General features: G+C 72.3%; 11 protein-coding genes. All 11 read left to right on the top strand.

Features of this window, described 5'->3' with window-relative positions:
* Window positions 1-111 precede the first annotated feature (111 nt).
* On the top strand, window positions 112-2,205 hold the full coding sequence (gene rho / locus AC07D6_RS09130; protein WP_479043093.1) for a transcription termination factor Rho: 2,094 nt from the start codon (window positions 112-114) through the stop codon (window positions 2,203-2,205).
* Window positions 2,206-2,455: 250 nt separating this feature from the next.
* Complete coding sequence (locus AC07D6_RS09125; RefSeq protein WP_479043092.1) at window positions 2,456-4,237, top strand: trypsin-like serine protease; 1,782 nt, start codon at window positions 2,456-2,458, stop codon at window positions 4,235-4,237.
* Between the two features lie 256 nt (window positions 4,238-4,493).
* Window positions 4,494-5,582 carry an LCP family protein gene (locus tag AC07D6_RS09120; RefSeq protein ID WP_479043091.1) on the top strand — a complete coding sequence of 363 codons (1,089 nt, stop codon included), beginning with the start codon at window positions 4,494-4,496 and terminating at the stop codon, window positions 5,580-5,582.
* Window positions 5,583-5,717: 135 nt separating this feature from the next.
* Window positions 5,718-5,939 (top strand): 50S ribosomal protein L31, encoded by a 222-nt coding sequence (gene rpmE, locus AC07D6_RS09115; protein ID WP_023586542.1) that lies wholly within the window; start codon window positions 5,718-5,720, stop codon window positions 5,937-5,939.
* A 128-nt stretch (window positions 5,940-6,067) separates the two neighbouring features.
* Window positions 6,068-7,144, top strand: a complete 1,077-nt coding sequence (gene prfA / locus AC07D6_RS09110; RefSeq protein ID WP_315875625.1) for a peptide chain release factor 1 — start codon at window positions 6,068-6,070, stop codon at window positions 7,142-7,144.
* Window positions 7,145-7,196: 52 nt separating this feature from the next.
* Window positions 7,197-8,078, top strand: coding sequence for a peptide chain release factor N(5)-glutamine methyltransferase (prmC, locus tag AC07D6_RS09105; RefSeq protein WP_315875624.1), 882 nt, complete (start codon window positions 7,197-7,199; stop codon window positions 8,076-8,078).
* A 244-nt stretch (window positions 8,079-8,322) separates the two neighbouring features.
* Complete coding sequence (locus tag AC07D6_RS09100; RefSeq protein ID WP_315875623.1) at window positions 8,323-8,970, top strand: L-threonylcarbamoyladenylate synthase; 648 nt, start codon at window positions 8,323-8,325, stop codon at window positions 8,968-8,970.
* Window positions 8,967-9,605: an arsenate reductase/protein-tyrosine-phosphatase family protein gene (locus AC07D6_RS09095; RefSeq protein ID WP_315875622.1), complete on the top strand. Its 639-nt coding sequence runs from the start codon at window positions 8,967-8,969 to the stop codon at window positions 9,603-9,605. Before AC07D6_RS09100 ends, AC07D6_RS09095 begins: the two co-directional genes overlap by 4 nt.
* An 87-nt stretch (window positions 9,606-9,692) precedes the next feature.
* Window positions 9,693-10,973, top strand: a complete 1,281-nt coding sequence (locus AC07D6_RS09090) for a serine hydroxymethyltransferase (RefSeq protein WP_479043089.1) — start codon at window positions 9,693-9,695, stop codon at window positions 10,971-10,973.
* Window positions 10,974-11,068: 95 nt separating this feature from the next.
* Window positions 11,069-12,427, top strand: coding sequence for an MraY family glycosyltransferase (locus tag AC07D6_RS09085; protein WP_479043088.1), 1,359 nt, complete (start codon window positions 11,069-11,071; stop codon window positions 12,425-12,427).
* 261 nt (window positions 12,428-12,688) lie between these two features.
* A complete protein-coding gene (locus AC07D6_RS09080; RefSeq protein ID WP_315875619.1) occupies window positions 12,689-13,126 on the top strand; it encodes a Cg1360 family ATP-synthase-associated protein in 438 nt (145 codons plus the stop codon).
* The last annotated feature ends 184 nt before the right edge of the window (window positions 13,127-13,310 follow it).

Raw genomic sequence — 13,310 nt, 5'->3', positions numbered from 1 at the left:
ATCCCGGCGGAACCACCGCCCCGGCACGGTCCCCACATCAGGGCCGAGGCCGGACAGCACAACCGGTCGCCGAGCCAGAAGGCCGACGTCCGCTCCAGGGAAGGACCCTTCGTGAGCGACACCACCGATCTGATGGGCGTGACTGCCGACAAGACTGTCGACACGACCGCGCCCGCCGCAGGTGCTGCCACTGGCACCACCTCACGGCGCCGCCGCTCCGGCACCGGCCTCGAGGGCATGGTCCTGGCCGAGCTGCAGCAGGTCGCGTCCGGCCTCGGCATCAGGGGCACCGCGCGCATGCGCAAGAGCCAGCTGATCGAGGTCATCAAGGAAGCACAGGCGGGCAACGGCGCGGCCGCGCCGAAGGGCGCCGAGTCCGGTGCCGCCGAGGCCAAGCCCAAGCGCCGCACCACCTCCCGCACCCGTACGGGCGAGGAGACCGGCGGCAAGGCCGGGGACACGGCCGAGGCGGCCGGCGCCGGTTCCGCGAAGGCGGAGAAGGCCGACAAGGGCGACGCGCCCGCCCGGGGCGAGAAGGTCGTCGCCCAGCAGCAGATCGAGATCCCCGGCCAGCCGTCGCCGAAGCTCGCCACGTCGCTGGAGCAGGGCGACGAGGCCGGCGGCGAGCGCCGCCGGCGCCGCGCCACCGCGCCGGCCGGCAGCCCCGCCGCCGAGGCCGAGGGCCGCGCCGAGGCCCGTACCGACGTCCGCACGGAGACCCGTCCCGAGGGCCAGGAGGCCCGTACGGCCGAGTCCGCCGCCGACACCGCCGAAGCCGGCCGCCGCGACCGCCGCGACCGCCGTGACCGCGGTGAGCGGGGCGAGCGCGGTGAGCGGGGCGACCGCCAGCGGGACCGCCGCGACCGCGGCAAGGGCGACGACCAGCAGGGCGGCGGCCAGCGCCAGCAGCGCCAGGGCGCGCCGCAGGGCCAGGCCGGACCGCAGGACGACGGCTACGACGACGAGGCGGGCGGTCGCCGCGGTCGCCGCGGACGCTACCGCGACCGCCGCGGGCGTCGTGGCCGCGAGGACTTCGCCGGTGAGCCGCAGCTCTCCGAGGACGACGTCCTGATCCCCGTCGCGGGCATCCTGGACATCCTCGACAACTACGCGTTCATCCGGACCTCGGGCTACCTGCCCGGCCCGAACGACGTGTACGTGTCGCTCGCCCAGGTCCGCAAGTACGGCCTGCGCAAGGGCGACCACCTCACGGGCGCCGTGCGCCAGCCGAAGGAGGGCGAGCGCCGCGAGAAGTTCAACGCGCTGGTCCGCCTCGACTCGGCCAACGGCATGGCCGCCGACTCCGGCCGGGGCCGTCCCGAGTTCAACAAGCTGACCCCGCTCTACCCGCAGGACCGGCTCCGCCTGGAGACCGACCCGGGCGTGCTGACCACCCGCATCATCGACCTCGTGTCGCCGATCGGCAAGGGCCAGCGCGGTCTGATCGTGGCCCCGCCGAAGACCGGCAAGACCATGATCATGCAGGCGATCGCCAACGCGATCACCCACAACAACCCCGAGTGCCACCTGATGGTCGTCCTCGTCGACGAGCGTCCGGAAGAGGTCACCGACATGCAGCGGTCGGTGAAGGGCGAGGTCATCTCCTCGACCTTCGACCGCCCCGCAGAGGACCACACCACCGTCGCCGAGCTGGCCATCGAGCGCGCCAAGCGCCTCGTGGAGCTGGGTCACGACGTGGTCGTCCTGCTCGACTCGATCACCCGTCTGGGCCGCGCGTACAACCTCGCGGCGCCCGCCTCCGGCCGCATCCTGTCCGGTGGTGTCGACTCGACCGCGCTGTACCCGCCGAAGCGCTTCTTCGGTGCCGCGCGGAACATCGAGGACGGCGGCTCGCTGACCATCCTCGCCACCGCGCTGGTCGACACCGGCTCGCGCATGGACGAGGTGATCTTCGAGGAGTTCAAGGGCACCGGCAACATGGAGCTCAAGCTCGACCGGAAGCTCGCCGACAAGCGCATCTTCCCCGCGGTGGACGTCGACGCGTCCGGCACCCGCAAGGAGGAGATCCTGCTCGGCGGCGAGGAGCTCGCCATCGTCTGGAAGCTGCGCCGGGTGCTGCACGCTCTCGACCAGCAGCAGGCGATCGAGCTGCTGCTCGACAAGATGAAGCAGACCAAGTCGAACGCCGAGTTCCTGCTCCAGATCCAGAAGACGACGCCGTCGTCCGGAAACGGCAACGACTGACGTCGTCCGCCGTAGGCACCGCCACAGAAGTCCGCCCCGTCACCCGAGTGACGGGGCGGACTTCTGCCTTGTAGTATCAGCGGACCAAGGTGGGGGGGAACACGCGTTCGCGTGCCTGCCGTGTGCCGCGAGGCGCTCTTCGTGCTGCCCGCTCATGACAACGGCCTGACTCTTCTTCTCTCCCTTGTGTGTTTCTGCAGCGCGCCACGGCTTCCGATGCCGTCGCGCGTCCCATCAACAGGGGGTATGAGTGTCATCTCCTCGGCAGAGGACCCGAATCGTCCTCCCCGCGGTCCTCGCCGCGCTCGCGGTGGGGGGCGCCACACTGGCCGCGTCCCCCGCGTCCGCGACCGACGGACCGCAGCTGTCCGAAACGCGGCAGACCCCGGACGTCGCCTCGGAGGCCGAACTCTCCGCCAAGGCCCGCGCCTTCTTCGAGGCTGAGGCGAAGTCCGGCAGCGCGGACCGGCCCAACGCGATGCGGTCCGGTGACGCGGCGTCCGCGCCGAAGGCGGACCCGAAGATCATCGGCGGTGTCAACGCCCCCTTCGGGGAAGCGCCGTGGATGACGCAGCTCTACGGCACCGACCCGGTCACCGGTGAGGGATTCTTCTGCGGCGGTGCCCTCATCGCCCCGGCCAAGGTCCTCACCGCGGCGCACTGCGTCGACGGCGCCGACTGGACCGAGTACGGTTTCGTCGTCGCCGGTGCCACGACGCTGGCGGAGCTGGACGAGAAGGGCGATCTCGTCACCCACGGAGGCCAGGCGGCCCGCGTGAGCCGGCAGTGGGTCCACCCGTCGTACGACGGCGACGTCCGCAACGACATCGCCGTCCTGACGCTGGACCGTCCGCTCCGGGTCAAGACCCTGCAGACGGTCACGTCATCCGACACGGCGTCGTACGCGCCGGGCACGACGGGCACCGTCTACGGCTGGGGGCGCACCAGCGGCACCCCCGGCTCGGACATCTCGCAGTACCTGAAGAAGGCCAGCGTGCCGATCCAGGGCGACGCGAAGTGCACCAGCTTCCCGGCCGGTGCCGAGTACTTCGTCGCCGGCGAGATGTTCTGCGCCGGCAAGCCCGCCGGCGGCACGGACGCGACCACGATCAGCCCGTGCAACGGCGACTCCGGCGGTCCGCTGATCGTGAACGGCCGGATCGCCGGTGTCGTCTCGTGGGGCGTGGTCGACTGCATCGAGAAGGGCGCCCACAGCGTCTTCGCGAAGGTCTCCACGTACGCGGGCAAGGTCAACCAGATCGTCGCGGACGCCAATCTCACGGACGACAACAAGGCCGACCTGTTCGCCCGTCGCAAGGACAACGCCAACGGCTTCGTCTTCCCGTCGCGCGGCACGAGCCTCGGCTCGCCCCGGTTCAGGGACAACTTCAGCGGCATCAACCTGGTGCGCCAGACCGACCTGGACCGGGACTCCACCCAGGACATCGTGTACCGCACGTCCAACGGCGACCTGCGCTGGAACCGGATCGAGTTCCGGGCGTCCGAGGGGATGTTCGAGGGGGTCGACACCCGCATCGGCACCGGCTGGAGCAAGGTGAAGTCCATCACCTTCCCGGGCGACGTCACGGGTGACGGCCTGGCCGACATGCTCACCGTGGACTACGCGGGCATCCTGTGGACCTACCCCGGCAAGGGCAACGGCACCTGGGGCACCCGCCTCAAGGGCGGCTCCGGCTGGGCGAGCTACGTGGTCGTCGGCAACGGCGACTACAGCGGCGACGGCAAGGCCGACATGCTGGTCCGCGACACCTCCGCGCGGCTGTGGATGTACCTGGGCCGCGGCGTGGCCAACGCCCCGTTCAGCAACCAGCGGGTGCAGGTCGGCACCGGCTGGAACTTCACCGCCTACGTCGCCCCCGGCGACGTGACCGGTGACGGCGCCGCCGACCTGGTCGTCCGCGACAAGGCCGGCGCGCTGCACCTCTACCCGAGCCGCAACTCGCCCACCGTGCCGTTCAAGTCGCGGTACACGATCGGCAGCGGCTGGAACTCGTACGACATCATCAGCTAGTCGCGAGGCGGGGTCGTGCGGCAGCCCGCCGCGCGACGCCCGCCGCCCGACGGGTCCCGGCCCCGCGCCGGGACCCGGACGCGATCCGTACGCGTTCCGCGGAACCACCCCGTGCCCGCCGTGCCCCGCACGGCGGGCACGGGCCGTTCCCGGGACCGTGCGGAAACCCGTGCAACCCTTTCCCGCGGTCCGCCGTCTGATCGGGTACCGACGGGGGCATCCGGAGCGTACGCGGGCCGACGGGATCGAGGAGACCATGGGCGAGCAGGACAAGGGCGGCATATCCGCCGCCGGGGGCCGCGGGGGGAAGCCGGCGGTCGCCCGACGCGGCCTGGTCGCCGCCGCCTGGGCGGTGGCGGCCCTGGCCGTCCTGGCCGGGGGCGGCGCCGGGTTCGCGTACATGAGGCTCGACGCCAACATCGAGAGCGTCGACATCGACGCCCAGCTCGGCGACGACCGCCCGCGGAACGCCGACGACGGCTCCCTCGACATCCTCGTCCTGGGCTCCGACTCCCGCTCCGGCGCCAACGGCGCGTACGGCCGCGACGAGGGCGCCGCCCGCTCCGACACCGCGATGGTCGTCCACGTCCACGAGGGCCGCGAGAAGGCCAGCGTCGTGTCCATCCCGCGCGACACGCTGATCACCCGCCCCGAGTGCGCCCGCCGCGACGGCGGCAGCGAGCCCGCCGCGTACCGGGTCATGTTCAACACCGCGTACGAGGTCGGCGGCCCCGCCTGCGCCGTGAAGACCGTCGAGCAGATGTCCGGCATCCGCATGGACCACTACATCGAGGTCGACTTCACCGGCTTCAAGGAGCTCATCGACGAGCTGGGCGGCGTCCGGATCACCACCACGCGGGCCATCGAGGACGCGAGCAGCCACCTCGACCTCGCCGCCGGCACCCACACCCTCGACGGTGAGCAGGCCCTCGGCCTCGTCCGCACCCGCAAGGGCGTCGGCGACCAGAGCGACCTGGGCCGCATCCAGCTCCAGCAGTCCTTCGTCAAGGCCCTCATCGACCAGGTCGAGCGGGTCGGCGTCCTCACCAGCCCGCAGAAGCTCTGGGGCCTCGCCGACACCGCCACCCGGGCGATCACCCCGGACTCCGGGCTGGACGGCGTCAAGGAGCTCGCCGACCTCGCCGGCGGCCTGTCCGGCCTCGGCGCCGACGACATCCACATGATCACGATGCCGGTCCGGTACGACGCGACCGACCCCAACCGCGTCGTCCCCCTCGACGTCCAGGCCCAGCAGGTGTGGCAGGCCCTGCGCCAGGACCTGCCCGTCCCGGCCTCCGCCACCCGCGGCACCGCCACCGGAAAGGCCGGCGGCGTCGTCCGCTGAGGGCGGGGAATACCCGCGGCCCCACCCCGGTTTTGGGAGATACGGCCGGTCCTGGCAGACTGGTACGTCGGCCCCGGTTCACGCATCCGCATCCCGCGGGGGCGACCCGGAGCCCTCCCGAAACTAGGAGACACCTTGAAGCGCGACATCCACCCCGAGTACGTCGAGACCCAGGTCAGCTGCACCTGCGGCGCGTCGTTCACCACCCGTAGCACGATCGAGGGCGGCACCATCCGTGCCGAGGTCTGCTCCGAGTGCCACCCGTTCTACACGGGCAAGCAGAAGATCCTCGACACCGGTGGCCGTGTGGCCCGCTTCGAGGCCCGCTTCGGCAAGGCTGCCGGCTCCAAGAAGTAGCGAGCCGTATCGCCGGTCTCCGGCCGTCCCTCGGACGGCCGGGGCCGGCTTTTTGGTCGGGGTCCGGGTCGCCCCCGACCACGCCGTCGCCCGCAGCCCCTTTCGCACACCCACTCCAGGAGCCCCCGATGTTCGAGGCGGTCGAGGAACTGGTCGGCGAGCACGCCGACCTCGAGAAGAAGCTCGCCGACCCTTCGGTCCACGCCGACCAGGCCAACGCGCGCAAGCTCAACAAGCGCTACGCCGAGCTGACCCCGATCGTCGCCGCGTACCGCTCCTGGAAGCAGACCGGTGACGACATCGAGACCGCCCGCGAGTTCGCCGCCGACGACCCCGACTTCATCGCCGAGGTCAAGGAGCTGGAGAAGCGGCGCGAGGAGCTCACCGACAGGCTGCGGCTGCTGCTCGTCCCGCGCGACCCGAGCGACGACAAGGACGTCATCCTGGAGATCAAGGCGGGCGCGGGCGGCGACGAGTCCGCCCTCTTCGCCGGCGACCTCCTGCGGATGTACCTGCGGTACGCCGAGCGCGTCGGCTGGAAGACCGAGATCATCGACGCCACCGAGTCCGAGCTGGGCGGGTACAAGGACGTCCAGGTCGCCGTGAAGACCAAGGGCGGCAACGGCGCGACCGAGCCCGGCCAGGGCGTCTGGGCGCGGCTGAAGTACGAGGGCGGGGTGCACCGCGTGCAGCGCGTGCCCGCCACCGAGTCGCAGGGCCGCATCCACACCTCCGCCGCCGGCGTCCTCGTCACGCCCGAGGCCGAGGAGGTCGAGGTGGAGATCAACCCCAACGACCTGCGGATCGACGTCTACCGGTCCTCCGGCCCCGGCGGCCAGTCCGTCAACACCACCGACTCGGCCGTCCGCATCACGCACCTGCCGACCGGCGTCGTCGCCTCCTGCCAGAACGAGAAGAGCCAGCTCCAGAACAAGGAGCAGGCCCTGCGCATCCTCCGTTCCCGGCTGCTCGCGAAGGCCCAGGAGGAGGCCGAGCGCAACGCCGCGGACGCCCGCCGCAGCCAGGTCCGCACGGTCGACCGGTCGGAGAAGATCCGCACGTACAACTACCCCGAGAACCGCATCTCGGACCACCGCGTCGGCTTCAAGGCCTACAACCTGGACCAGGTGCTCGACGGGGACCTGGACGCCGTGATCCAGGCGTGCGTCGACGCCGACGCGGCCGCGAAGCTCTCCGCCGCGTGAGCCCGTCCCCGTAACCCCGCCCTCGTACGACCCAGCAGCCCGGAGGACCAGCGTGCAGCAGAATTTCGGGGGGAGGACCCCGAGCCCCCGCAGCCTGCTGCTGTCGGAGGTCGCCCAGGCCACCCAGCGCCTGGCCGACGCCGGTGTGCCGTCACCGCGCTTCGACGCGGAGGAGCTCGCCGCGTTCGTCCACGGCGTCAAGCGCGGCGAGCTGCACCGCGTCGAGGACGCCGACTTCGACGCCCGCTACTGGGAGGCCGTGGCGCGCCGCGAGGCCCGCGAGCCGCTCCAGCACATCACCGGCCGGGCGTTCTTCCGCTACCTGGAGCTCCAGGTGGGCCCCGGCGTCTTCGTGCCGCGCCCGGAGACGGAGTCGGTCGTCGGATGGGCCATAGACGCCGTACGGGCCATGGACGTCGTCGAGCCGCTGATCGTCGACCTGTGCTCCGGCTCCGGCGCGATCGCCCTCGCCATGGCCCAGGAGGTGCCGCGCTCCCGCGTGCACGCCGTGGAGCTGTCCGAGGACGCCCTCGTGTGGACCCGGCGCAACGCCGAGGGGTCCAGGGTCACCGTCCACCACGGCGACGCCCTGACGGCCCTCCCGGAGCTGGACGGCCAGGTCGACCTGGTCATCTCCAACCCGCCGTACATCCCGCTCACCGAGTGGGAGTACGTGGCGCCCGAGGCCCGTGACCACGATCCCGAGATGGCGCTGTTCTCCGGCGAGGACGGCCTCGACGTGATCCGCGGCATCGAGCGCACCGCGCACCGGCTGCTCCGCCCCGGTGGCCTCGTCGTCGTCGAGCACGCCGACACGCAGGGCGGCCAGGTGCCGTGGATCTTCAACGAGGAGGCCGGCTGGACGGACGCCGCCGACCACCCCGACCTGAACAACCGGCCCCGCTTCGCGTCGGCGCGCAAGGCGACGCCATGACGCCGGTGCCGGTGCCGACGACGGAACCGAAGACGTGCGGCGCCCCGCGGGGCCGCCGCGAGGCGCCCGCGACGGGTGGACCGGAGGGGCGCGGCGCCGCCGCGGGGGAGCGGACGCGCCCCCGGACCCCGTCCGGGGACACGCGCGGGGCGCGAGGGACGGGCGACCGGGCACGGTCGGCCGTCGGCGGGGCCTTGAGCGCCCCGGAGGTGAACCGAGTGACCGAAATTTGGAGGGCCCGCTGATGGCACGGCGATACGACTGCAACGACGCGACCGACCGCTCGACGGGCCTGCGCGAGGCCGCGTCCGCCGTCCGCCGCGGCGAGCTCGTCGTGCTGCCGACGGACACCGTCTACGGCATCGGCGCGGACGCCTTCAGCCCGGAGGCCGTCGCCGACCTGCTGGAGGCCAAGGGCCGCGGCCGGAACATGCCCACGCCCGTCCTCATCGGGTCGCCGAACACCCTGCACGGCCTGGTCACGGACTTCTCCGAGCAGGCGTGGGAGCTCGTCGACGCGTTCTGGCCGGGCGCGCTCACGCTCGTCGCCAGGCACCAGCCGTCCCTCCAGTGGGACCTGGGCGACACCCGCGGCACCGTCGCGATCCGCATGCCGCTGCACCCCGTGGCGATCGAGCTGCTCACCGACGTCGGCCCGATGGCGGTGTCGTCCGCCAACCTGACGGGACACCCGGCGCCGGAGGACTGCGACGCCGCCCAGGGCATGCTCGGCGACTCCGTGTCGGTGTACCTGGACGGCGGCCCGACACCGGGCATCGTGCCGTCGTCGATCGTCGACGTCACCCGTGACGTGCCGGTGCTGCTGCGCGCGGGCGCGCTCTCCGCGGACGAGCTGCGCAAGGTCGTACCCGACCTCGAGGTGGCCAGTTGACGACCCCTGAGGGGCGTGGCATAGGCACGGCGAGCACGTTCCGCATCCTCCACGTCAGCACCGGCAACGTCTGCCGCTCGCCGATCACCGAGCGGCTGACCCGCCACGCCCTGCGCGACCGCATCGGCGACCCGGCGGGCTGCGGCCTGATCGTGGAGAGCGCCGGCACGTGGGGGCACGAGGGTGCGCCGATGGAGGCCAACGCCGAGACGGTCCTCGCGGACTTCGGCGCGGACGCGAGCGGGTTCGTCGGCCGGGAGCTGATCGACGAGCACGTCGTCCGCGCCGACCTGGTGCTCACGGCCACCCGTGACCACCGTGCCCAGGTCATCTCGATGGGCCACAGCGCGGGCCTGCGCACGTTCACCCTGAAGGAGTTCACCCGGCTCGTACGGGCGATAGACCCGACGACGCTGCCCGACCCGGAGGCCGACGGCGTGGTGGCCCGGGCACACGCGCTGGTGCAGGCGGCGGCCGCGCTGCGGGGCTGGCTGCTGGCGCCGACCGCGGAGGCGGACGAGGTGAACGACCCGTACGGCGCGCCCATCACGTTCTTCCGCTCGGTGGGCGACGAGATCAACCAGGCCCTGGAGCCGGTGGTGACCGCCCTGACGGGGGTCCCCGCACACCGCTGAGCCGCCGGACGGGCGGGCCGCGGGAGCCGGACCTACAGTGGAGGGACCGGGGGGACCCGTCCACGCCTGGAGCGCCTGGAGCCACTGATGCCGCTCACCGCTGGAGCCGAGGAGGCGCTGGACGGCGCCTACGGGCCGGACGCCGACGCGCTGCGCCGGCAGGACCCCGAGATCGCCGACGTCCTGGACGGGGAGGCGCAGCGGCAGGAGGACGGCCTCCAACTGATCGCCGCGGAGAACTTCACGTCGCCCGCCGTGCTCGCCGCGCTCGGCTCGCGCCTCGCCAACAAGTACGCCGAGGGCTACCCGGGCCGCCGCCACCACGGCGGCTGCGAGTACGCGGACGCGGCGGAGCGGCTCGCCGTGCAGCGGGCGCGCGCCCTGTTCGGCGCCGAGCACGCGAACGTGCAGGCCCACTCGGGCTCCTCCGCCGTGCTGGCGGCGTACGCGGCGCTGCTGCGCCCCGGGGACACCGTCCTGGCCATGGGCCTCGCCCACGGGGGCCACCTCACGCACGGGTCGCCGGCGAACTTCTCGGGGCGCTGGTTCGACTTCGTCCCGTACGGCGTCGACGCGGAGAGCGGGCTCGTCGACCACGAGCAGGTGCGCGCCCTGGCACGCCGGCACCGGCCGAAGGCGGTCGTGTGCGGTTCGATCTCGTACCCCCGGCACCTCGACTACGCCGAGTTCCGCGACATCGCGGACGAGGTCGGGGCGGCCCTGATCGTCGACGCGGCGCACCCGATCGGCCTGGTCGCCGGGGGAGCGGCGCCGAACCCCGTCCCGTACGCGGACGTGGTCTGCGCGACGACGCACAAGGTGCTGCGGGGGCCGCGCGGCGGCATGGTGCTGTGCGGGGCGGAGCTGGCGGAGCGGATCGACCGGGCGGTGTTCCCGTTCACGCAGGGCGGCGCCCAGATGCACACCGTGGCCGCCAAGGCCGTCGCCTTCGGGGAGGCCGCGACGCCGGCGTTCCGGGAGTACGCCCACCGGGCCGTCGCCAACGCGCGCCTGCTCGCCGAGCGGCTGGCCGCGCTGGGCTTCGCGGTGACGACCGGCGGCACGGACACCCACCTCATCACCGCCGACCCGGCCCCGCTCGGCGTCGACGGCCGCGGCGCGCGCGCCCGCCTGACGGCCGCCGGACTGGTCGTGGACACCTGCGCCCTGCCGTACGGGGACGGCCGCGGCATCCGCTTCGGCACGGCCGCGGTGACCACGCAGGGCATGGGCGCCGCGGAGATGGAACGCGTCGCGCAGCTGTTCGCCGCGGCCCTCGCCGCGGACGCGGACACGGCCTCCGTACGGGCGGAGGCACGGGCGCTGGCCGGGTGTTTTCCCCCGTATCGGGGGGAGAAGCACGGTTGAGCGCAACCATGCGCCGCTCCGGTGTGTCCTCCAGGGAGGAGCGGCGCGACTAGGGTGTGGGGCTGAGATGGCCAGCGATTCCTGTGGGGCAGCCCGTGCGTGATTACCTGCTGACGCTCTGCATCACGGCCGCGGTGACCTATCTGCTCACCGGGCCGGTGCGGAAGTTCGCCATCGCGGTCGGCGCGATGCCCGAGATCCGCGCACGCGACGTGCACCGCGAGCCGACGCCCCGGCTCGGCGGCATCGCCATGTTCTTCGGGCTCTGCGCGGGCCTGCTCGTCGCGGACCACCTGGACCGCCTCAACAGCGTCTTCGCGCTCTCCAACGAGCCTCGCGCGCTGCTCTCCGGCGCCGCCCTGATCTGGCTGATCGGCGTCCTCGACGACAAGTTCGAGATCGACGCGCTGATCAAGCTGGGCGGGCAGATGATCGCGGCGGGCGTCATGGTCATGCAGGGCCTGACGATCCTGTGGCTGCCGATCCCCGGCATCGGCACGGTCGGCCTCACCCAGTGGCAGGGCACGCTCCTGACCGTCGCGCTGGTCGTCCTCACCATCAACGCCGTGAACTTCGTCGACGGCCTCGACGGCCTCGCCGCCGGCATGGTGTGCCTCGCCGCCGCCGCGTTCTTCCTGTACGCGTACCGGATCTGGTTCGGGTACGGCATCGAGGCGGCCGCCCCGGCCACGCTGTTCGCCGCCGTGCTGATGGGCATGTGCCTGGGCTTCCTGCCGCACAACATGCACCCGGCGCGGATCTTCATGGGCGACTCGGGCTCGATGTTGATCGGCCTGGTGCTCGCCGCGTCGGCGATCTCCATCACGGGGCAGGTCGACCCGGACGCGCTGAAGATCTTCGAGGGCTCGACGCGGCGGGCGACGCACGCCGCGCTGCCGGTCTTCATCCCGCTGCTGCTGCCGCTGACGATCATCGCGATCCCCATGGCCGACCTGGTCCTGGCGATCGTGCGGCGCACCTGGAACGGCCAGTCGCCGTTCGCCGCCGACCGCGGCCACCTGCACCACCGGCTGCTGGAGATCGGCCACTCGCACAGCCGCGCCGTGCTGATCATGTACTTCTGGTCGGCGCTGATCGCGTTCGGCACGCTGACCTACTCGGTCCACTCCGCGTCCATGTGGATCATGCTGCCGATCGTGGCGCTGAGCGCGGTGGGGCTGGTGCTGCTGCTCCTGCCCCGGTTCCGGCCGCGCGCGCCGCGCTGGGCGGAGTCGTTCGTACCGCCCCGGTACCGGCGCCGGAAGGTCGCCCCGCAGGCCGCTGAGGAGGCCCTGACGGCCGTCGGCGCCGGTGCCGGGACGGACGCGGGGGCGGCGGCGGAGGGCGGTGACCCGGGGGAGTGGCCGCGCGTCCCGGCGGGGGTCAACGGCGCGACAGCGATCGGCGCCCGTTCTCACCTCCCCGAACGACGGAAGGCCGGAACGCCGAATTGACGAGGGGCGCAGCCGGGGGCACTACCAGACAAAGCAGCCCTTTGTCGTGCACACACGCGCGAGGTCACTCTCATGTGTGAGAGTCGGCACACCATCGGGTAAAGACCTCTTCAAATAGTTTGTGATACCGTTCACGAGACCCGGCGACAGTGCCGAAGGGCCGCAGTGCGACGGCCCGTTGGCGCCGAGATCTGACTCGGACCGGGCCTACGCTCGTCCATGACGACACCACTGCCCCCACCAGCAAGCGGAGATGCCGCCATGCCGTCCAACGACATCCGCACCGTCCTGCCCGCCGCCGTACCCACGCTTGCCGTCGGCGCCGTCGGCACCGCGGTGAGCGCGGTGGTCGCCGGCGGGAAGGGTGCCATCGGTGGCGTCGTCGGAACGCTCGTCGTCGTCCTGTTCATGGGGATCGGGCTGGTGGTGCTCCAGCGCACGGCCAAGTCCCTGCCGCAGCTGTTCCAGGCCATGGGGCTGATGCTCTACGTGGCCCAGCTGCTTCTTCTCTTCCTGTTCTTGACCATGTTCAAGGACACGACGCTGTTCGATTTCAAGGCCTTCGCCTTCACGTTGCTCGCGGCCACCGTCACGTGGATCACCGCTCAGGCGCGGAGCTGGATGAAGGCCAAGATCCTCTACGTCGACCCGGCCGCAGGGCAGGGCGGAAACCCCGCCAAGAGCGGGTCCTCGGCGTGAGAGGTAGGGCCGGGATAAAGAGCGGTTCGCGATGCTGCTATCGTCCGATGCCAACTGCGGCACTGCGGGCGTGGCCATCCGAGCTGACGCCTGTCCCAGCGCGACGCTCGACGCCGAACCGCCGCCCCCTTATCCGTAAGACCAGTCCAGTGCCGAACCGCGGCTGCGTGCCGCGCCGACACAA

The organism is Streptomyces sp. NPDC045287 (genome assembly GCF_056432325.1).
The sequence above is the reverse complement of the archived record's forward strand: the minus strand, read 5'-3'. Positions and strand labels throughout refer to the sequence as shown.

Excerpts from the sequence above, each read along its gene's own strand:
- AC07D6_RS09120 (WP_479043091.1), top strand. The coding sequence starts at position 4,494 with ATGGGCGAGCAGGACAAGGGCGGCATATCCGCCGCCGGGGGCCGCGGG.
- prfA (WP_315875625.1), top strand. The coding sequence starts at position 6,068 with ATGTTCGAGGCGGTCGAGGAACTGGTCGGCGAGCACGCCGACCTCGAG.
- AC07D6_RS09100 (WP_315875623.1), top strand. The coding sequence starts at position 8,323 with ATGGCACGGCGATACGACTGCAACGACGCGACCGACCGCTCGACGGGC.
- AC07D6_RS09090 (WP_479043089.1), top strand. The coding sequence starts at position 9,693 with ATGCCGCTCACCGCTGGAGCCGAGGAGGCGCTGGACGGCGCCTACGGG.
- AC07D6_RS09080 (WP_315875619.1), top strand. The coding sequence starts at position 12,689 with ATGCCGTCCAACGACATCCGCACCGTCCTGCCCGCCGCCGTACCCACG.